The organism is Mesorhizobium sp. B2-2-3 (assembly GCF_006442405.1).
Classification (GTDB): Bacteria; Pseudomonadota; Alphaproteobacteria; order Rhizobiales; family Rhizobiaceae; genus Mesorhizobium.
On record NZ_VFWC01000010.1, the window covers coordinates 171,268 to 189,347 of the forward strand.

Consider the following 18,080-nt stretch of genomic DNA (forward strand, 5'->3'; position numbering starts at 1 on the left):
GTGGCGAGCCTTGTTCCCCGCTCATTCACGCCAACCCGACAGCGCATGGCGAACAGGCTAGCGAATTCCTCCGGCATTTGGACTTCGGTTTATGCGTGAAGCCCGTTTTTGTCCAGACGGGTGAAGGCACAAGGGCAGATTGTCGCGGGGACGAAATCCGGCACCGCGCGACAAGACGGCGAATGGCTGTGAAACACCGCCAAACAGCCGGGAAACAGTAGCGAATCCAGGGGCCAGCTTCGCCTCGACACCTGGCTCCGGGGGGTCTATCCTGCCCCCATGGCGCATGTCATAGACCGCGAGGAATGGGCTGTTCGCCCCGACCGCTGGAAGGGCGAGTTGCAATGTGCCCCCTACGGTTCCAACTCCTGCTTGATCTTCAACTATCTGCCGGAGACCGGCGGCGGACCGCGCCTGCATTCCCATCCCTACGCCGAGATCTTCGTCATCCGCCAGGGCATCGGCCTGTTCACGGTCGGCGGTGAGGAGATCGAGGCCTCCGCCGGCCAGATCGTCATCGTGCCGCCCGGCACGCCGCACAAATTCACCAATCTCGGCCCCGGCCCGCTGGAGACGACCGACATCCACGAGAACGGCACTTTCATTACCCAGTGGCTGGAGTGATCCAGGATCAGGTGATTCCTGGAAAAGCGCAATTCCTGGAAAAGTATGAAACGGTTTCCGTCCGCAAACGGGTCAAACAATCCAGCCCTGTCGGTCTTCCGATCGCCGCCTAGATCTATGGCATAGGCAGCCGGCAGGGTCAGGACATGCAAACCTCGAACATCGAAATCGAAGGGCTTAGCATAGCGATCCGCGAGGCGGGCCCGGCTGAAGCGCCTGCATTCCTGCTGCTGCACGGCTGGCCGCAAAGCTCCTATGCGTTCGAAGGGGTGATCGGCCGGCTGGCTGCCGAGTACCGTGTCGTCGCACCTGACCTGCCGTGCATCGGCGGCTCGCAAGGCATGCCTGAGGCCGGCGACAAGAGAACTCTGGCGAGGCTGATGAGAGGCGTTGCCGAGGCCTGCGGGCTGCGGCACCTCTTGGCGGCCGGTCATGATGTCGGCGGCCAGATCGTGTTCGCCCTGCTGCGCGACCATCCCGAGATCCTTTCCGGCGCGGCGATCATGGATGTCGCTGTTCCGGGTGTCGCGCCATGGGAAGAGGTCATTCGCAATCCGCGGATCTGGCACTTTGCCTTCCATGCCGTCCCGGCGCTGCCGGAAACGCTGGTGAGCGGCCACCAAAGCACCTATTTCGACTTCTTCTTCAATGTGCTTTCGAAGGATCGGACATCGATCCCGGCGCAGGCCAGGGAAATCTATGCGAGAGCCTATTCCCGGCCTGAAAGCCTCCAGGCCGGTTTCGATTGGTATCGCGCCTTCCCCGAAGATGCCAAAGCCAATGCCGCGCGGCCCGCGACGCCGACAGCGATTCCGGTGCTGTATCTCAGGGGCTCGGCCGAGTCCGGCGATGTCGGCGACTATGTCGAGGGCCTCAGGGCCGCCGGGCTTTCGAATATCGAGGGCGACATCATTGCCGACAGCGGGCACTTCATCGCCGATGAGAACCCGGAGGCGCTCGCCGCCCGCCTGGCGAGATTCCACAGAGAGATCGGTGCAGCAAGCGCCAGCCTTACATCGCGCCAAGCCTGACCAGCACGGCCTTCGGAATGTTGTATTCGCGGATGACGGCATCGTGCTTCCGAAGGCCGCACAGTTCGCGCTGGATGAAGTAGCCATGCACCGCCACCGCCGCCTCCTTGAGCAGCCGGGGACGCAACTGCTCGTCGCCATTGTTGCGCAGCCGGGCCAGCGTTTCTTCGACGCGTTGTCCGGCGCGGCCGAGTGCCGCCGCCTTCTCGGCGAGGACTTCATGGCCGAGCGCGTCGAAGGCGGCTTCGGCGGCAGAGGCATTGGTCAGACGGGACGGCGGACGCAGGGACGTTTCAGCCTCCTTTTCGCGAAAATCATCCGGTGCGTGACGAATTCTTCGCCCGCCACCGGCGCGAAGCCAAGCCGCTCATAGAAGCCGAAGGCTTCCTGCGGCGCACGGGTGTTGAGCACGGTGAAATAGTGGCGTGCCCTGTCGACAACGGTCTCAACCAGCATGCGGCCAAGGCCGGTGCGCCGATGGCGCGCGCCGACGAACAGATGCCGGACCCGGCCATGGTTCCTGCCCTCGAAATAGGGATCGATGTTCAGCCCGCACACGCCGGCGAGTTCGCCGCCGTGCCATGCTCCGAACAGTGCCTCGCCGTGTTTCAGGAACTTGTTGCGGCCGCTTGTCCAGCCGTCGCGAAGCCGCACCAGCATCCAGTAGCCTTCCCGCCGGCTCTCTTCCATCAGCGCATCGAAGGCCGGTGTCGTCGGCCGCAGCCGTTTCAGCAGATAGTCGGTCTCATGCGTCACGCCCATGCCGCTACTCCGCCGGCCGCGTCTCTTCCAGCACGGCTTCCTCATGATAGAGGAAGCCGCCGGACTGACGCTTCCACAGCCGCGCGTAGAGCCCGTCGAGCGCCACCAGTTCATCATGCGTGCCTTGTTCGACAATGCGGCCGCCGTCGAGCACGACGAGGCGGTCAAGCGCGGCGATCGTCGACAGCCGGTGGGCGATGGCTATGACCGTCTTGCCTTCCATCAGCCGCGTCAGGTTTTCCTGGATCGCCGCCTCGATGTCGGAATCGAGTGCCGAGGTCGCCTCGTCCAATATCAGGATCGGTGCATCCTTGAGGAAGACACGCGCGATCGCCACGCGCTGGCGCTGGCCGCCCGACAGTTTGACGCCGCGCTCGCCCACATAGGCCTCGTAGCCCTGTCGGTCGCGATTGTCGCGCAAGGTCAGGATGAAATCATGCGCCTCAGCTTTCCTGGCCGCCGCGATCACCTGCGCGTCGGTGGCGTCGGGCATGCCGAGTTTGATATTGTCGCGCAGCGAACGGTGGAAAAGCGCTGTGTCCTGACTGACGACGCCGATATTGGCGCGCAGCGAATTTTGCGTCACCTGCGAGACATCCTGGCCGTCGATGGCGATCTTTCCGCCTTCGAGTTCGTACAGCCGCAGGATAAGGTTGGCGAGCGTGGTCTTGCCGGCGCCGGACGGCCCGACCAGCCCGACCTTCTCGCCCGGCCGCACCACGAGATCGATGCCGTTGAGCACGCCGAACCCCTTGCCGTAGTGGAACTCGACATTCTTCACCTCGATGCGCCCGCCGGCCACGACCAGTTCCCGGGCGTCGGGTGCGTCGACCAGACCGAGCGGCTGCGAGATCAGCGCCTTGGAATTCTCCAGCACGCCGAGATTGCGCAGGATGCTGTTGAGCTGCATCATCAGCCGGCCAAGCAGCATGTTGAGCCGCAGCACCAGCGACAGCGTGAAGGCGACCGCCCCGACGGTGATCGAGCCCTCGACCCAGAGATAGACGGCAAAGCAGCCGATCGCCGTGATCATGATGCCCGACAGCGTCGTCAGCGCCATGCGCACGCCGGTCAGCCGGCGCGTGAACGGGCGCAACGCGTCGAGATAGATGTCGAAGCCGCTCCTGATGTAGCGGTCGTCGCCATCGGCGGAGAACAGTTTCAGCGTCTGCACGTTGGAGTAGGAATCGACGATGCGGCCGGTGATCATCGACCCCGCCTCGGCGGTCGCCTCGGCATGTTTGCGGATTGCCGGCAGATAGAGCCTGGCCAGCCAGGCGAAGGCGGCGATCCAGATCAGCACCAGCACTGCGAGCCTGATATCGAGCCCCGCGACCAGCGCCAGCGTCGTCACCGTATAGACGATCATGAACCAGACGACCTCGATGAAGCTTTCCATCAGGTCGCCGGTCGCTTGCCCAGCCTGCCAGACTTTTGTCGCGATGCGGCCGGCGAAATCGTTCTGGAAGAAGGAGTAGGACTGGCGCGACACGTGCCGGTGCGCCTGCCAACGCACCAGGTTGTAGAAGCCAGGCGTGATCGTCTGCTCGTCGACCAGGGCCGACAGGCCGACGACGATGGTGCGGACGACCAGCACCACGACGATCATGAACACAAGTTCCGGCCCGGCGGCCGTCCACAGCGCATGCCAGCTGCGTTCGCCGGGAAGCTGGTCAAGGATGTCGACCAGCCGCCCGACAAAGTAGAACAGCCCGGCCTCGACCAGCGGCGCGATGCCGCCGATGACCAGCATGGCGAAGAAGGCGAACTTGGCCTGGCCGACATAGTGCCAGAGAAAACCGGCGACGCCGGACGGCGGCCGAAGATTCGTGGGCTCCCTGAACGGATAGACCCAGTTCTCGAACCAGCGATAGACGGCTGTCATCATGCGGCGGCGGCCATCATTCAGCGGCTTGTCCCTTTGCGCCAACGTCATTGGCAACAACGTCGCTTGCGGCACCGATCGGGCCGTCATCCAGCAGGAAACCGCCCGACTGGCGCTGCCAGAGCTGCGCGTAGAGCCCGCCCTTGGCCACCAATTCCTCGTGCGAACCTTCCTCGATGACGCGTCCCTGGTCCATCACCACAAGCCTGTCCATCGCCGCGATGGTCGACAGCCGGTGGGCGATGGCGATGACGGTCTTGCCTTGCATGAGCTTGTAGAGGTTCTCCTGGATGGCCGCTTCCGCCTCGGAATCCAGCGCCGACGTCGCCTCGTCAAGGATAAGTATGGGCGCGTCCTTCAACATAACGCGAGCGATGGCGATGCGTTGCCGCTGGCCGCCGGACAGTTTGACGCCGCGGTCGCCGACATAGGCGTCGAATCCCTTGCGGCCGCTATGGTCCGAAAGCCCGGCGATGAAGTCCAGCGCCTCGGCGCGCCGCGCAGCCTCGACAAGCATGTCGTCGCTGGCGTCGGGCCGGCCATAGAGGATGTTTTCGCGCACCGAACGATGCAGCAACGAGGTGTCTTGCGTGACCATGCCGATCTGGGCGCGCAGTGAATCCTGTTTCACCGCTGCGATCTCCTGGCCGTCGATCAGGATACGGCCGGCTTCGAGGTCGTAGAACCGCAGCAGAAGATTGACCAGCGTCGACTTGCCGGCGCCGGAGCGGCCGACAATGCCAACCTTCTCGCCCGGCTTCACCGCCAGCGACAGGTTCTCGATGACGCCCTTCTGCTTGCCATAGTGGAAGCGGATGTCCTCGAAGCGTATCTCGCCTTTGGAGACCGTGATCTCCTTCGCACCGGGCCTGTCCTCGACAAGGCGCGGCAGCGAAATCGAGGCGATGCCGTCCTGCACCGTGCCGATATTCTCGAACAGGCCCGACATTTCCCACATGATCCACTGCGACATGCCCCACATCCGCAGAACCAGGCCGATGACCACGGCGACCGCGCCGATCGTCACCGCCTGGCCCAGCCACAGCCACAACGAGATGGCGGTAACCGAGAACAGGAGAAGCGCATTCAGGATGTAGAGCGAGCCGAACAGCACCGTCACCAGCCGCATCGACCGGTAGACCGTGTCGAGGAAGCCCATCATGCCCTCCTTGGCGAAGGAGGCCTCGCGGCGGGCATGGCTGAACAGCTTGACCGTCTGGATGTTGGAGTAGCTGTCGACAACGCGGCCGGTCATGACCGAGCGCGCATTGGCCTGTTCCTCGCCGACCTTGCCCAGCCGAGGAATGAAATAGCGCAGCAGAAGGATGTAGCCGACCATCCACACGCCGAGCGGTGCGGCCAGCCGCCAGTCGGCCGAGCCGACGATGAGCAGCATGCCGAGGAAATAGACGATGACGTAGTTCAGGACGTCGATCACCTTGATCACGCATTCGCGCACGGCGAGCGCCGTCTGCATCAGCTTGGTGGCGATGCGGCCGGCGAATTCGTCCTGGTAGAAGCTCATCGACTGCTTGAGCAGATAGCGATGCACCTGCCAGCGGATACGCATGGGATAGTTGCCCATCAGCGTCTGCTGGTTGAGCAGCGAATGCAGCCATACCGTGCCAGGTAGCGCGAACAGCACGATGAAGGCCATGCTGGCGAGCTTCCAGCCCTCCGTCTGCAGGAAGGTTTCGCGGTTCTGCGCCGAAAGCCAGTCGACGATGCGGCCGAGGAAGCCGAACATCCACACTTCCGCGATGGCGATCGCCGCCACCAGCACCGCATCGACCAGGATATAGGGCCATGCGCCGCGCGTGTAATGTAGGCAGAAGGCAACCAGCGTCTTGGGCGGCTCGACCGGCTCCGCGCCCGGGAACGGATCGAGCCTTTTTTCAAACCAGCTAAACAACAACATAGGTCATGCTCATGAAATCTGTTTCCGCTCACGCGGCGCGTGAACGTACGAAGTCCTCGGACCGCATGGCGCCGAGGGCCGACGGTCCGGAATCATCCGGACCGTCGGCCCTGCTTCGCGCTATATAGGGGTTCGCGGGCTTTTCGCCGACAGGCTCTTTTGTTGATCCTGACGGTGCGGTGTCGACAAGGCGAATCTTCGCGCCCGGCCGGATCGCCCGGATAATACGGCGCACCAACGAGGGCCGGCTCGGGTCGGGAACCGCGCGCGAGAAATCGACATCGGGCAGCATGCCGCGATGCGGACGCCGGCGAACCTCGGCGTGGACCGCCGACGAATAGGTTTCGCCGATCAGCAGCGCCCAGGTCGGCAGCCGGTGGATATGCAGGCTCCTCGAGCCCGGTATTCTGTAGGGATCGAACATCGGTCCGTCCTCCGTGTGAAAATAGAGATAAAAAGGGTGCTCGACGTCCTGCCGCGGGATCGGCGGCTGATCAGTCGAGACGCGTTGGGGCGGGGCCATCGGCCCCTTCGGCAGCTTGAAAAACATCGCAGGATTCCTTCGAAGACCGGGGAATGGTTTCGGCGGAAATCGGTGCGGAAGCGTCTAAGAGATCAGGAGAACCGTCGTACCGAAACCGCCAGCGGGCATGTAAGCCCACGGAGAGGGTGCTGGATGTGCATGGTCATCATGAATTACCCCTCCTTCGGTTCGGGTTGACAATGTACGCTGTATACCCGACTTCGCAGAAAATGGCCACCCGCAGGTCCAGCAATTTCCAAAACCGCGAAGCCGCTGTGGCCGATTTGCCACTTAATAGAAGGATGCGGAAATGAACGACCGTCTCCGCATCGCCCTGTACCAGCCTGACATCGCCGGCAACACCGGCACAATCCTGCGCTTCGCCGCCTGCCTCGGGATCGGCGTCGACATCATCGAACCGACCGGCTTTCCGCTCTCCGATAAAGCGCTCAGGCGCGCCGGCATGGATTACCTCGAAATGGCTGCCCTGACCCGGCATGTCGACTGGCACGCCTTCGAGGAGTGGCGCAAGGCCCGCGCGCGCCGGCTGGTGCTGCTGTCGACCAAGGCCGCGACCCCATACACCAGCTTCAACTTCGCCACTGGCGATATCCTTTTGTTCGGCCGTGAATCCGCAGGCGTGCCGGATCCGGTCCATCAGGCGGCGGACGCGCGGCTGACGATCCCGATGCAGGCCGGCGCGCGCAGCATCAATGTGGCCCTCTCCGCCGCCATGGTGGCCGGCGAAGCCACGCGACAACTGGGCCAGAATGCCATCCGCTGAAGCGGCGGCCACGGTCCCGCCGGCGCCCGCGACACGGCCCTCGCCCGTCATCCTCACCCAGGCGCACATCGCCATCTCCTGTCGTTTGCATGTCGATGGCTTCTTCGCTACAAGCTCAACTTAACTTGAGGTCAAGCGGAAAAGTGCGAGATGGCGCCAGCAGCGGAATTGACGGTTGGCCAAGTGGCCGCGCGCAGCGGTGTCGCGGTGTCGGCGCTGCATTTCTACGAAGCTCGCGGCCTGATCCGCAGCCACCGCACGTCAGGCAACCAGCGCCGCTACGGCCGCGACGTGCTGAGGCGCGTTGCCATCATCAAGATCGCGCAGGAGGTCGGCATTTCGCTGGCCGAGATAGCGACGGCGCTTCAATCCCTGCCCGAGGGCCGCACCCCGACGCGCGACGACTGGAGCCTGCTGTCGACCGCCTGGCGCGACGGGCTCGACCGCAAGATCGGTCAATTGAAGAAATTGCGCGACGGGCTGACCGACTGCATCGGCTGCGGCTGCATGTCGATCGACAAATGTCCGCTCCGCAACAAGGATGACCGGCTGGCCAGGGAAGGAACAGGGGCGAGAAGGCTGGTTCTTCCTTCTCTCGGTTCACGGAGAGAAGGTGCCTGAGCGTAGTGAAGGCGGATACAAGGGGCGACGCCTGTATTGGGTTGTCCCCGTAAACAGGGCGAGGAATTCTAATCCGCCGCCGGCAGGCGCCTTATGGTGAATTCGATCAAATCGCCCGGCCGTTCGAACCAGCTTTCGATCTCGGTCCAGTAAGCCTGCTTGGGGAAGCGCTCGAACCATTCCTTTGCCTTGAGGCGAGCGTCCGAACGCGGCAGGACGAAGGTTTCGCGCAAAAATCCGTCGCGCGGCATGCGCGCGCGTTCAGCCCGGCTTTGATCGAGCCTTTTCTTCAGGCCATCCAACGGCGGTCTTGCCGGGGTGCGCACGAAGGTCTCCTTGCTCCGATCAGATCAGACTTGACCCTTTCCCCTAAGAGATTAGGGATCGCGCCGGCAAAAGACGAGTCATTTGTAGGGGCCGGCCGCCCCGAAACCGGAGACAGCACTTGGAACGACCTGAAATACCGGTTGGCCTGCCCGCCGACATCGAAGAAAAGAAGATGAAGGCACGGCTGTGGTTCGAGGCGCTGCGAGAACGCATCTGCGGCGCCTTCGAGCAGATCGAGCAGGATCTCCAGGGCCCGCTCGCTTCATGGTCGCCGGGCCGGTTCGAAAGGACGCCGTGGGAGCGTGACTCCGGCAAGGGCGGTGGCGGAACCATGTCGATGATGCACGGCCGAGTCTTCGAGAAGGTTGGCGTCCACACCTCGACGGTTTACGGCGAGTTCTCGCCCGAATTCAGGAAGCAGATGCCCGGCGCCGAGGAGGACCCGCGCTTCTGGGCATCCGGCATTTCGCTGATCGCGCACCCTTGGAACCCCAACGTTCCGGCCGTGCACATGAATACGCGCATGGTCGTCACCTCGCGCCATTGGTTCGGCGGCGGCGCCGACCTCACCCCGGTGCTCGACCGGCGCCGCACACAGGACGACCCCGACACGACAGCCTTCCACCGCGCCATGCAGTTCGCCTGCGAGAAGAATGCCGGCGTCGCCGACCATGCGAAATTCAAGGCCTGGTGCGACGAGTATTTCTTCCTTCCGCATCGCAACGAGCCGCGCGGCACCGGCGGCATCTTTTTCGACTGGCTGCATTCGGGCGAGGACAAAGGCGGCTGGAATGCCGACTTCAACTTCGTCCAGGATGTCGGGCGCGCTTTTCTCGTCGTCTATGGCCATCTCGTGCGAGGCAATTTCAACGAGAACTGGACCGATGGCGACCGCGACGAACAGCTCATCCGCCGCGGCCGTTATGTCGAGTTCAACCTGCTTCATGATCGCGGCACCATTTTCGGCCTGAAAACCGGCGGCAATGTCGCCTCGATTCTCTCCAGCCTGCCGCCGGAGGCCCGCTGGCCGTAAAAAGATGGTGAGCGCGCCGTGAGCCGCATTGATGTCCCATTCACTTCGAAATGGGCATCGAATGTGGCGCGGGAGCCGTCGCAAAGTTTCTTTTTCGTCTAATAGGCTTCGGAAAAGACTGGGCTATTTGTCGGGACGGGTCGGGAAGCGCCGGCGGTTCGCCTGCGCAATTCCAGGAGTGCAGAACGGTGCTCCGTTCGGAATTGCGTCAGAACGAAGCGGATCGCGACTCGACGCAACCGGACGGCCCAGGACGATGCGGGACACCTCTGCCAAAAGGGTGCCCGCGCTTTCCAGGAGTACTTCGCAATGCGCAAGATCATTGTTTCGGCCGCAGCGGCTGCCCTTCTTGCTTCCGGTTCGGTGGCATTCGCCGCCGTCAAGCACACCACCGGCACGATCAAGACCTTTGATACGGCGGCCAAAAGCCTGGTTCTCGACAATGGATCGTCTTTTACGCTTCCCCGGACCTTCAAGGATCCTGGCCTGAAGGTAGGCGAGAAGGTCAGAGTTTCATGGGACATGAGCGGCAAGGATAAGGTTGCCGAGGCAGTCAAGATCATGAAGTGATGACCTGCCCATAGGGCTGGCGTAAGAGGGCGGAGCAGCGCTGCTCCGCCTTTTTTGCCGTTGACGGCAATCAATGCCACCCCATCTGTGTTATGGTTTCACCCGCTCGTGGTCCAACCAGTCTCAAGGTCGGACAACGCGCCAAGAAGATGCGGAGTCCCTGCCGCCTTTTGCAGGACGGTCGACCGGACTCCATGGAGGAAAAGGAGAAATCCCATGAAGGAATTCCACTGCGGCTCGCTCGTTCCAGGTTGTGAATGGCACACGCGCGCCGAGGAGGAAGCCGAGGTCATGCGCCGTGCCGTCGAACATATGCGCGAGACGCATGGCGAGACGATCATCCGCGAAACGATGATCGAAGCGATCCGCTCGCGCATCGAGAAGGTCCGCGACGCCGCCTGATTTGGAGCAAGTTCCGGAAATCGCGGCGATTTCCGCCCGGATTGCGTTGACGAATGCTCTATCCGGCCTTCAGGGCTTGCGCGGCGCGCTTGAGCAGCGCGTCGCGATCGGGCCCAAACCCGGCATCGACCCATTCCACTTCGAGATTCCTGAGGATCGCGCCGAGTTTTGGCCCGGGCATCCCCCCGATCGCTGTCAGATCGGCGCCCTTGAGCGGAAACACGGGCCTTTCCCATCTCAATGCGAAGGCGAGAAGTCGGGAAAAGCCGCCTGCCTCGAGGAGCGCATCGGTCTGGTCCACCGCGCGCACCCGTGCCGCTGCGAGTGACAGGCGAAGCCGGTCGACGACCCCCTGCCGGTCGCCGCGGTAGAGCGTCTTAGCCAGTTCGCCTTCGGTCGTTTTCGGCTCGATTCCCGGCGTAAGCGCCCAGTCGCGCAAACGGTTTGCTTCCGCCGTCGACAGTCTCAGCCGCTCGGCCAGCGTCTTCATGCGCGCCGCATCCGGCGGCACGATCGCCTCCAGCCTGAGCAGCGGCTCTGCGGTCCAGCCCAGATCCTTCTCGGCTCTGGCCAGGCCGTGGATCGCGTCGATGCCCCATTTCTCGCTTTCCGGCAGCACGCTGGTCAAAACGCTCGCCTGCCGCATCCACAACAGCGCGCGGGACGGATCGGCCGCCGACAACAGCTTCTTGAGTTCGGACCAGACGCGCTCGGCCGAGAGCTGCACGAGCCCTCCCTTCAGCCGGGCGCAAGCCTTCAGCCCCTCGGCGTCCGGCCGGCCTTCGCCATACCAGGCGAAGAAGCGGAAAAAGCGCAGGATACGCAGATAGTCCTCGCGGATACGCGCTTCCGGATCGCCGATGAAGCGCAGCCGGCGCCCCTCTATGTCGGCGACGCCGCCGACCAGATCGACGACCGTGCCGTCGGCTTCCGCGTAGAGCGCGTTGATGGTGAAGTCGCGCCGCTCGGCATCAAGCTTCCAGTCTCGCCCGAACGACACCTTGGCGCGGCGGCCGTCGGTCTCGATATCCGCGCGCAGCGTGGTGATTTCATAAGGCTTGCCGCCGGCAATCACGGTGATCGTGCCGTGCTCGATGCCGGTCGGAACCGTCTTGAACCTCGCCGCCTCGGCGCGGCGGATCGTCTCCTGCGGCAGGCAGGTGGTGGCGATGTCGATGTCGGCGACGGGCTGGCCAATCAGCGTGTTGCGCACCGCGCCGCCGGCGACCCGCGCTGCCTCGCCGCCACTCGCCAGAATGGCAAGCAGGCGCTGCAGATGCTTGTCGCCGAGCCAGTCGGCCCTGTCAGCGATCGAGACCTTCACCCATAGAGCCTTTCATAGAGCGTGCGGATGATGCCGGCGGTGACGCCCCAGATGCGCCGGTCGCCATAGGGCATGTCATAGAAGAACCATTCGAGATCGTTCCAAATGCGGCTGTCCCTGATGTGGTTGGCCGGATCCATGAGGAAGCGCAGCGGCACTTCGAAGGCCAAGTCGACCTCCTCGGCATTGAGTGTCAACTGGAAAGGCGGCCGCACGATGCCCAGCACCGGCGCGATCCTGTAACCGCTGCCCGCGACATAATCGGGCATGCGGCCGATGACCTCGATATGGTCCCGGCCAAGGCCGATCTCCTCGAAAGTCTCGCGCAGCGCCGCCGCTTCCGGACTGGCGTCGGTCGGATCGATCGTCCCGCCGGGAAAGGCCACCTGCCCGGAATGGTTGCGCAGCGTCTCGGCCCGCTTGGTCAAAAGAACCGTGGCATCGTCCTGGTGATCGACGATCGGGATCAGCACCGCCGCTTCGCGCAGCGGTTTCGCCCGGTGGAGGCGCGGATGGCCTGGATTGAAGCGATGATCGCCATAGTCGTCGCCGGCATGCGCCTGCGGCTGCGCGGCAAAGCGCGCGCGCAAATCGGCAATGGAAAAGGGCGTCGGCGTCACCTGGTCCATCATGAACTGTCCGTCACGCGCTCAGCTGCCTCAGCCTGTCGGCCGGCATGATCGGATAGGCCTGGCCTTTCGAACGAACGGCAAACATCAACCTGCCGCCGATCTCGATCTCCTCCCCATGCTCGACCAGTTCGTACATCACCGGCCGCGCCACCAGCGCCTCCAGCCGCCCGCGCACCAGCACATAAGGCTTCAGCCCGCCGGTCTCGTGCTCGTCGACGAAGCGCAGCGGCCGCTCCGGTCCGGCCTCGACGACGTCGCCGACATTGGTGCGGAACGTGATGATCTGGCCCTCGCCGCTGCCCGAGACATCCATCTCGACGGCGATGAAGGGTGCGTCGGCGACGCGGATGCCGACCTTTTCCACCGGCGTCACCAGATAGGTCCTGCCGTCCGCGTCCTTGCGCAGCACCGAGGAAAAAAGCTGCACCAGCGGCATGCGGCCGATCGGCGTGCCGAGATAGAACCAGGTGCCGTCAGCTTTGATTTCCATATCCAAATCGCCGCAGAAGTCGGGATTCCAGCGCTCCACCGGGGCCGGCCCCTTGCCGGCGCGGGCCGCACGCGAGATCAGCGCCTCGAGGCCGCGCGCCTCGGTCGCGGCCGCCAAGCTTTGCTGTCTTTGTTCGGAGCCCTCTGCCATCGTCACGAAATAGTCACTGTTGTTGCGCTTGTCAGCCTAACTCTGTGATTTAAATTTGAAGGCAGGCGCCAGACGGAGCCGAATCGCGGCATTCTGCGTCAAGCTGGTATTTCCAACCACAAGGATCGATGCTGCATGAGCGTGATGGTCAAGGAAAGCCCGATCAGCGAAAAAGACATGATCGCCGAGGCCGAGAAGGCGCTGGCCGACATTTCCAGGGTCCGCGACGGGGTCGGTCGCATCATCTTCGGCCAGGAAAGTGTCGTCGAACGCGCTCTGGTGGCGCTTCTGGCCGGCGGCCACGCGCTGCTGGTCGGCGTGCCGGGCCTCGCCAAGACCAAGCTGGTCGAGACGCTGGGTATCGTGCTCGGCCTCGATTCGCGCCGCATCCAATTCACCCCCGACCTGATGCCCTCGGACATTCTCGGCTCCGAGGTGATGGAGCAGGACGAATTCGGCAAGCGCTCCTTCCGCTTCATTTCCGGGCCGATCTTCGCGCAGTTGCTGATGGCCGACGAGATCAACCGCGCCTCGCCGCGCACCCAGTCGGCGCTGCTGCAGGCCATGCAGGAGTATCACGTCACCATTGCCGGTGCCCGCCACGACCTGCCCTCGCCTTTCCATGTGCTCGCGACGCAAAACCCGCTGGAGCAGGAAGGCACCTATCCGCTGCCCGAGGCACAGCTCGACCGTTTTTTGATGCAGGTCGACATCCTCTATCCCGAACTCGAGGCCGAGCGCCGCATCCTTTTGGAAACCACTGGGGTCGAGGACGCGAAGGCACAGAATGTGCTGCAGCCGGCGCGGCTGAGGGATATCCAGACGCTGATCCGCCGCATGCCGGTGCCTGAAAGCGTGGTCGAGGCAATCCTGGCCCTGGTGCGCTCGGCGCGCCCCGGCCAGGGCAACGCCGAAACCGACAGGCATGTCGCCTGGGGCCCGGGTCCCCGCGCCAGCCAGGCACTGATGCTGTGCACGAGGGCGCGCGCGCTCTATGATGGGCGGCTGGCGCCGTCGGTCGACGATGTGCGGGCTCTGGCCGAGCCGGTGCTCCAGCACCGCATGGCGCTGACCTTCGCCGCCCGCGCCGAAGGCACCAGCGTGCGCGATGTGGTGGCCAAGCTCGTGAAAGGGATTTGATGGCGCGCATCGGCGAGCTCCAGGCTCCGGCAGCGACGCGCGACGCGCTCGCCCGCGGCCGGTTGCGGGCTTCGCTCGTGCCCGACTTGCTGGTCGAGGCGCGCCGCATCGTCAACACCGTGATCGCCGGCTGGCATGGCCGCCGTAAGCGCGGCATCGGCGAGAATTTCTGGCAGTTCCGGCCCTATGTCGAAGGCGATTCCTCCCGCATCGACTGGCGCCGCTCGGCCCGCGACGACCACACCTATGTACGCGACCGCGAATGGGAGGCGGCCCATACGGTGTGGCTGTGGGCCGATCCGTCGCCGTCCATGCTCTACAAATCGACCGGTGCCGCCGTTTCCAAGCAATCGCGCGGCCTGGTGCTGGCGCTGGCCATGGCCGAGCTGCTGTCGCGCAGCGGAGAGCGCATCGCCTGGCCCGGCCTTACCGATCCGTTCACCGCCCGCAACGGCGCCGAGCGCATCGCCGCCCAGCTCATGCATGCCGGCGACTTGCCGGCCAAGCCCGATCTCTCCGGCATCCGCCGCTTCTGCGACATCGTCATCGCCAGTGATTTCCTCGACCCGGTCGAGGAAACCATGGCCTGGCTCGACGTGCTCGCCCGCCATGGCGTGCGCGCGCATCTGATTGAGGTCGCCGACCCGGCCGAGGAGACATTCCCCTATGCCGGCCGCACCGAATTCACCGACCCGGAGAGCGGCGACAAGCTGACCGCCGGCCGCGCCGAGATGCTGGCCGATGAGTATCGCCTGCTCTATGGCGCCCGACGCCAGGAACTGGCCAGCTGGTGCAAGCGGCTCGGCTGGAGCTTCACCGTCAACCACACCGATCGGCTGGCTTCCGACGCCCTGGTACGCCTGCACATGGCGATGACGGATGGCGGTCAGCCCGGGCTGACCGCCATTGGCCACGTCGGCATGATCGCCGGTGGCGATCAGCCCAGGCCGATCGCTGGCGATCGTGGCGGCATGATCGCTGGTGGCGATCAGCCAGGAAAGGCCGTCGCATGAGCTGGCTGCCGCTTTCCTTTGGCGCGCCCATGCTGCTGTGGGGTCTTTTGGCGCTGCCGGTGATCTGGTGGCTGCTCAGGCTGACCCCGCCCAGGCCGCAGACCGAGGTGTTTCCGCCGCTGAAGATCCTGGCGCGCGTGCTGAAGCGCGAGGAAACCCCGCAGCAGAGCCCCTGGTGGCTGACGCTGCTCAGGCTGCTGATGGCGGCGCTCATCGTCGCCGCCCTTGCCGAACCGGTCTTCAATCCGCGCGAGAAACTGCCGGCCGAGGGCGCGGCCCTGGCGCTGGTCGTCGACAATGGCTGGGCAAGCGCCGCCGACTGGAACAAGCGCATCGCAACCGCCGAGCGGCTGATCGCCGACGCCGGTTCGAACGGCGTGCCGGTCATCATCGCCTTCACCGCCGAAAAACCCAATGCCGAGATCGGCCCCTTCGATGCGGCCGCGGCGCTCGACCGCCTGCGCGCGGCAAAGCCGCGGCCGATCCCGACCGACCGGCCGGCGGTCTACGCCCGCGTCGCCGCCGCCCTGGAGCGCCTGCCGGGCGCCAGCGTCGCCGTGCTGGCCGACGGACTGGCGGCGAAGGGCGACGAGGCCGCCTTCAACACGCTCCTGTCCAAAAACGCCGCCCGCGTCGTGTGGGCCGTTGCCGACCGGATGTCGCTGACCGGCCTGACAGGCGCCGAGAACGACGTCGACGGTTTTGCCCTCGCCGCCATCCGCGCGCCCGGCGATGCGGCCCCGGCGCAAGTCACCGCTGGCGCCTTCGACGACAAGGGCCGCCGCATCGCCGATGCGACGCTGACTTTCGCACCCGGCCAATCCACCGCCACCGGCACCATGGCGGTGCCGTTCGAGCTGCGCAACGATTTCGCCTCGATCGCGCTCGATGGCGAGCGTCAGGCGGGCGCGGTGCGCGTGCTGGACGAAAGCTCCAAGCGCCGCCGCGTCGGACTCCTATCGCAGGCCGAGGCCGACCAGGCGCAGCCGCTTCTGTCGCCGCTCTACTATATCAGGCGCGCGCTCCAGCCCTTCGCCGACCTGGTCGAACCTTCCAGCGCCGACCTGGCCGACGCCATTCCGCAGATCCTCGACCAGAAGCCGGCGATGATCGTCATGGCCGATATCGGCACCATTCCCGCACAGATCAGGCCAAGGCTCGTCGACTGGGTTGAAAAGGGCGGCACCCTGGTGCGTTTCGCCGGGTCGCGGCTGGCCGCCGCCGGCAATGACGACGACCTGCTGCCGGTGCGTCTGCGCACCGGCGAACGCTCGCTCGGCGGCGCATTGTCATGGACCACGCCGCAGCCGGTCACCGAATTCCCCAAGGCTGGCCCCTTCGCCGATCTGGCGCCGCCGACCGAGGTGACCGTTTCCAGGCAGGTGCTGGCCGAACCGACGCCCGATATCGTCGAGCGCACCTGGGCAGCGCTTGCCGACGGCACGCCTCTGGTCACCGGCCTGAAGAAGGGCAAGGGCACGCTCGTGCTGTTCCACGTCACGCCCGAAGCAACCTGGTCGAACCTGCCGATCTCAGGCAGCTTCGTCGAGATGCTGCGCCGCATCGTGCAGCTGTCGCGCAACCAGGGAGCCGCCATCGCCAATGCCGAAGCCGCCGCCACCTCGCTGGCGCCCTACCGCATGATAGCGGCCGACGGAATGCTGGTGCCGCCGACGCCGGATGCGCGCCCGCTGGTGCCGGGCGCCGGTACACTGCCGGTGACCTTCGAAAACCCGCCCGGCCTCTATGGCTCGGAAGCCGGCGTTTTCGCCCACAATTTGCTCGATGCGACAAGCACGCTTGCGCCGCTGGCGCGCCCGCAAATCACTGTCCCGGTCACCACAATTCAGTATGCCTTTGACGAATCGCGTAATTTGAAGGGCGCGCTGGTGGCCGCCGCGCTGGCGCTGATGGTGCTCGATACGCTGGCGGTGTTCTGGATGGGCGGCCTGTTGACGCGCAGGCCGCGCCGCGCTGCGGCCGTAACCACCATGGCGGCCATTCTGATCGGGCTCGGCGCGCTGTTCGGCCATGTCGGCCCCGCGCGCGCCGACGATGCCAAGCCTGGCGACACCGCCGCCATAGAGGACATCTCCAAGACCCGGATCGCCTATGTGCTGACCGGCGTGCCCGGCGACGATTCGATCAGTCGCGCCGGGCTCGAGGGCCTGACCCGCTTCCTCATCGAGAAGACCGCGCTCGAGCCGGGCGCGCCGGCCGGCGTCGACATCTCCAAGGACGAGCTTTCGTTCTTTCCCCTCATCTATTGGCCGATCGATCCGGCCGCAGCCATGCCCAGCCAGGCCGCGATTGCCCGTATCGATGCCTATATGCAGCAGGGCGGCACCGTGCTGTTCGACACGCGCGACCAGTTCGCCAACGGCATCGGCGCCGACTCGACCAGCCCCGCCACCGAGCGGCTGCGCGACATCCTCGGCAACCTCAACGTGCCGCCGCTGGAGCCGGTGCCGTCGGATCATGTGCTGACCAAATCCTTCTTTATCCTGCCCGAATTCCCCGGCCGCTTCGCCGGCAGCCCGCTCTGGGTCGAGGCATCGCTCGACGCCAGCAATGCCGAAAACCGGCCGGTGCGTACCGGTGACGGCGTCTCGCCGATCATGATCACCGCTAATGATTTCGCCGGCGCCTGGGCCGTCGACGAGAATGGCGACCCGCTGCTGCCGACCGTGCCCAACGACCCGATGCAGCGCATCTATGCGTTGCGCGCCGGGGTCAACATCATGATGTACATGCTGACCGGCAACTACAAATCCGACCAGGTGCACGTGCCCATATTGCTTGAACGGTTGGGCCAGTAAGATGACGCTCCTTCTTGCGCTCGCTCCCCGGA

At 64.8% G+C, this 18,080-nt stretch carries 19 protein-coding genes; 10 read left to right on the top strand and 9 right to left on the bottom strand.

Annotated elements, in window-relative coordinates; all coding sequences use genetic code 11:
• Nucleotides 1–279 precede the first annotated feature (279 nt).
• Both FJ951_RS19975 and FJ951_RS19980 read left to right on the top strand, forming a co-directional pair.
• Nucleotides 280–624 carry a cupin domain-containing protein gene (locus FJ951_RS19975; protein ID WP_140516914.1) on the top strand — a complete coding sequence of 115 codons (345 nt, stop codon included), beginning with the start codon at nt 280–282 and terminating at the stop codon, nt 622–624.
• Between the two features lie 146 nt (nt 625–770).
• Nucleotides 771–1,655, top strand: coding sequence for an alpha/beta hydrolase (locus FJ951_RS19980; protein ID WP_140516916.1), 885 nt, complete (start codon nt 771–773; stop codon nt 1,653–1,655).
• Here FJ951_RS19980 and FJ951_RS19985 read toward each other — a convergent pair.
• From FJ951_RS19985 to FJ951_RS20005, 5 genes are read right to left on the bottom strand one after another with little or no spacing between them, the layout of a single operon-like run.
• Nucleotides 1,636–1,923 (bottom strand): DUF6665 family protein, encoded by a 288-nt coding sequence (locus FJ951_RS19985; RefSeq protein ID WP_246671757.1) that lies wholly within the window; start codon nt 1,921–1,923, stop codon nt 1,636–1,638. The genes FJ951_RS19980 and FJ951_RS19985 overlap by 20 nt on opposite strands.
• Nucleotides 1,920–2,417: a GNAT family N-acetyltransferase gene (locus FJ951_RS19990; RefSeq protein ID WP_140516920.1), complete on the bottom strand. Its 498-nt coding sequence runs from the start codon at nt 2,415–2,417 to the stop codon at nt 1,920–1,922. Before FJ951_RS19990 ends, FJ951_RS19985 begins: the two co-directional genes overlap by 4 nt.
• A gap of 4 nt (nt 2,418–2,421) precedes the next feature.
• A complete protein-coding gene (locus tag FJ951_RS19995; RefSeq protein WP_140496430.1) occupies nt 2,422–4,305 on the bottom strand; it encodes an ABC transporter ATP-binding protein in 1,884 nt (627 codons plus the stop codon).
• A 13-nt stretch (nt 4,306–4,318) separates the two neighbouring features.
• Nucleotides 4,319–6,220, bottom strand: a complete 1,902-nt coding sequence (locus FJ951_RS20000) for an ABC transporter ATP-binding protein (RefSeq protein ID WP_140516922.1) — start codon at nt 6,218–6,220, stop codon at nt 4,319–4,321.
• Between the two features lie 28 nt (nt 6,221–6,248).
• The gene (locus tag FJ951_RS20005) at nt 6,249–6,770 is read right to left on the bottom strand and encodes a hypothetical protein (RefSeq protein ID WP_181167235.1); all 522 of its coding nucleotides are present in this window, start codon (nt 6,768–6,770) and stop codon (nt 6,249–6,251) included.
• 283 nt (nt 6,771–7,053) lie between these two features.
• On the opposite strand from FJ951_RS20005, the gene FJ951_RS20010 reads away from it, so the two are divergent.
• Both FJ951_RS20010 and soxR read left to right on the top strand, forming a co-directional pair.
• Entirely contained in the window at nt 7,054–7,527 is a 474-nt protein-coding gene (locus tag FJ951_RS20010) for a tRNA (cytidine(34)-2'-O)-methyltransferase (RefSeq protein WP_140516924.1), read from the top strand.
• A 150-nt stretch (nt 7,528–7,677) separates the two neighbouring features.
• Nucleotides 7,678–8,148, top strand: a complete 471-nt coding sequence (gene soxR, locus FJ951_RS20015; RefSeq protein WP_140496043.1) for a redox-sensitive transcriptional activator SoxR — start codon at nt 7,678–7,680, stop codon at nt 8,146–8,148.
• 68 nt (nt 8,149–8,216) lie between these two features.
• Here soxR and FJ951_RS20020 read toward each other — a convergent pair whose 3' ends face one another.
• Nucleotides 8,217–8,474, bottom strand: a complete 258-nt coding sequence (locus FJ951_RS20020) for a hypothetical protein (protein WP_023770299.1) — start codon at nt 8,472–8,474, stop codon at nt 8,217–8,219.
• A 119-nt stretch (nt 8,475–8,593) separates the two neighbouring features.
• Between FJ951_RS20020 and hemF the strand changes: the two genes are divergently transcribed.
• The 3 genes from hemF to FJ951_RS20035 all read left to right on the top strand — a co-directional run bounded on the left by hemF (nt 8,594) and on the right by FJ951_RS20035 (nt 10,480).
• Nucleotides 8,594–9,508, top strand: coding sequence for an oxygen-dependent coproporphyrinogen oxidase (gene hemF / locus FJ951_RS20025; protein ID WP_140496045.1), 915 nt, complete (start codon nt 8,594–8,596; stop codon nt 9,506–9,508).
• Nucleotides 9,509–9,817: 309 nt separating this feature from the next.
• On the top strand, nt 9,818–10,078 hold the full coding sequence (locus tag FJ951_RS20030; protein WP_140516926.1) for a DUF1344 domain-containing protein: 261 nt from the start codon (nt 9,818–9,820) through the stop codon (nt 10,076–10,078).
• 216 nt (nt 10,079–10,294) lie between these two features.
• Complete coding sequence (locus tag FJ951_RS20035; protein WP_140496047.1) at nt 10,295–10,480, top strand: DUF1059 domain-containing protein; 186 nt, start codon at nt 10,295–10,297, stop codon at nt 10,478–10,480.
• Nucleotides 10,481–10,538: 58 nt separating this feature from the next.
• Here the strand turns inward: FJ951_RS20035 and FJ951_RS20040 are convergent, their stop codons facing one another.
• The 3 genes from FJ951_RS20040 to FJ951_RS20050 are packed head-to-tail and all read right to left on the bottom strand — an operon-like array spanning nt 10,539 to nt 13,076.
• Nucleotides 10,539–11,804, bottom strand: coding sequence for a CCA tRNA nucleotidyltransferase (locus FJ951_RS20040; RefSeq protein ID WP_140516928.1), 1,266 nt, complete (start codon nt 11,802–11,804; stop codon nt 10,539–10,541).
• Entirely contained in the window at nt 11,801–12,433 is a 633-nt protein-coding gene (locus FJ951_RS20045; protein ID WP_140517008.1) for a CoA pyrophosphatase, read from the bottom strand. Before FJ951_RS20045 ends, FJ951_RS20040 begins: the two co-directional genes overlap by 4 nt.
• Before the next feature lie 13 nt (nt 12,434–12,446).
• Nucleotides 12,447–13,076, bottom strand: coding sequence for a DUF1285 domain-containing protein (locus FJ951_RS20050; protein ID WP_140517010.1), 630 nt, complete (start codon nt 13,074–13,076; stop codon nt 12,447–12,449).
• 135 nt (nt 13,077–13,211) lie between these two features.
• Between FJ951_RS20050 and FJ951_RS20055 the strand changes: the two genes are divergently transcribed.
• From FJ951_RS20055 to FJ951_RS20065, 3 genes are read left to right on the top strand one after another with little or no spacing between them, the layout of a single operon-like run.
• The gene (locus FJ951_RS20055; protein ID WP_140496049.1) at nt 13,212–14,216 is read left to right on the top strand and encodes a MoxR family ATPase; all 1,005 of its coding nucleotides are present in this window, start codon (nt 13,212–13,214) and stop codon (nt 14,214–14,216) included.
• Nucleotides 14,216–15,229, top strand: a complete 1,014-nt coding sequence (locus FJ951_RS20060; RefSeq protein ID WP_140516930.1) for a DUF58 domain-containing protein — start codon at nt 14,216–14,218, stop codon at nt 15,227–15,229. The genes FJ951_RS20055 and FJ951_RS20060 overlap by 1 nt, the downstream gene beginning before the upstream one ends.
• Nucleotides 15,226–18,048: a DUF4159 domain-containing protein gene (locus tag FJ951_RS20065; RefSeq protein WP_140516932.1), complete on the top strand. Its 2,823-nt coding sequence runs from the start codon at nt 15,226–15,228 to the stop codon at nt 18,046–18,048. Before FJ951_RS20060 ends, FJ951_RS20065 begins: the two co-directional genes overlap by 4 nt.
• Nucleotides 18,049–18,080: the final 32 nt, after the last annotated feature.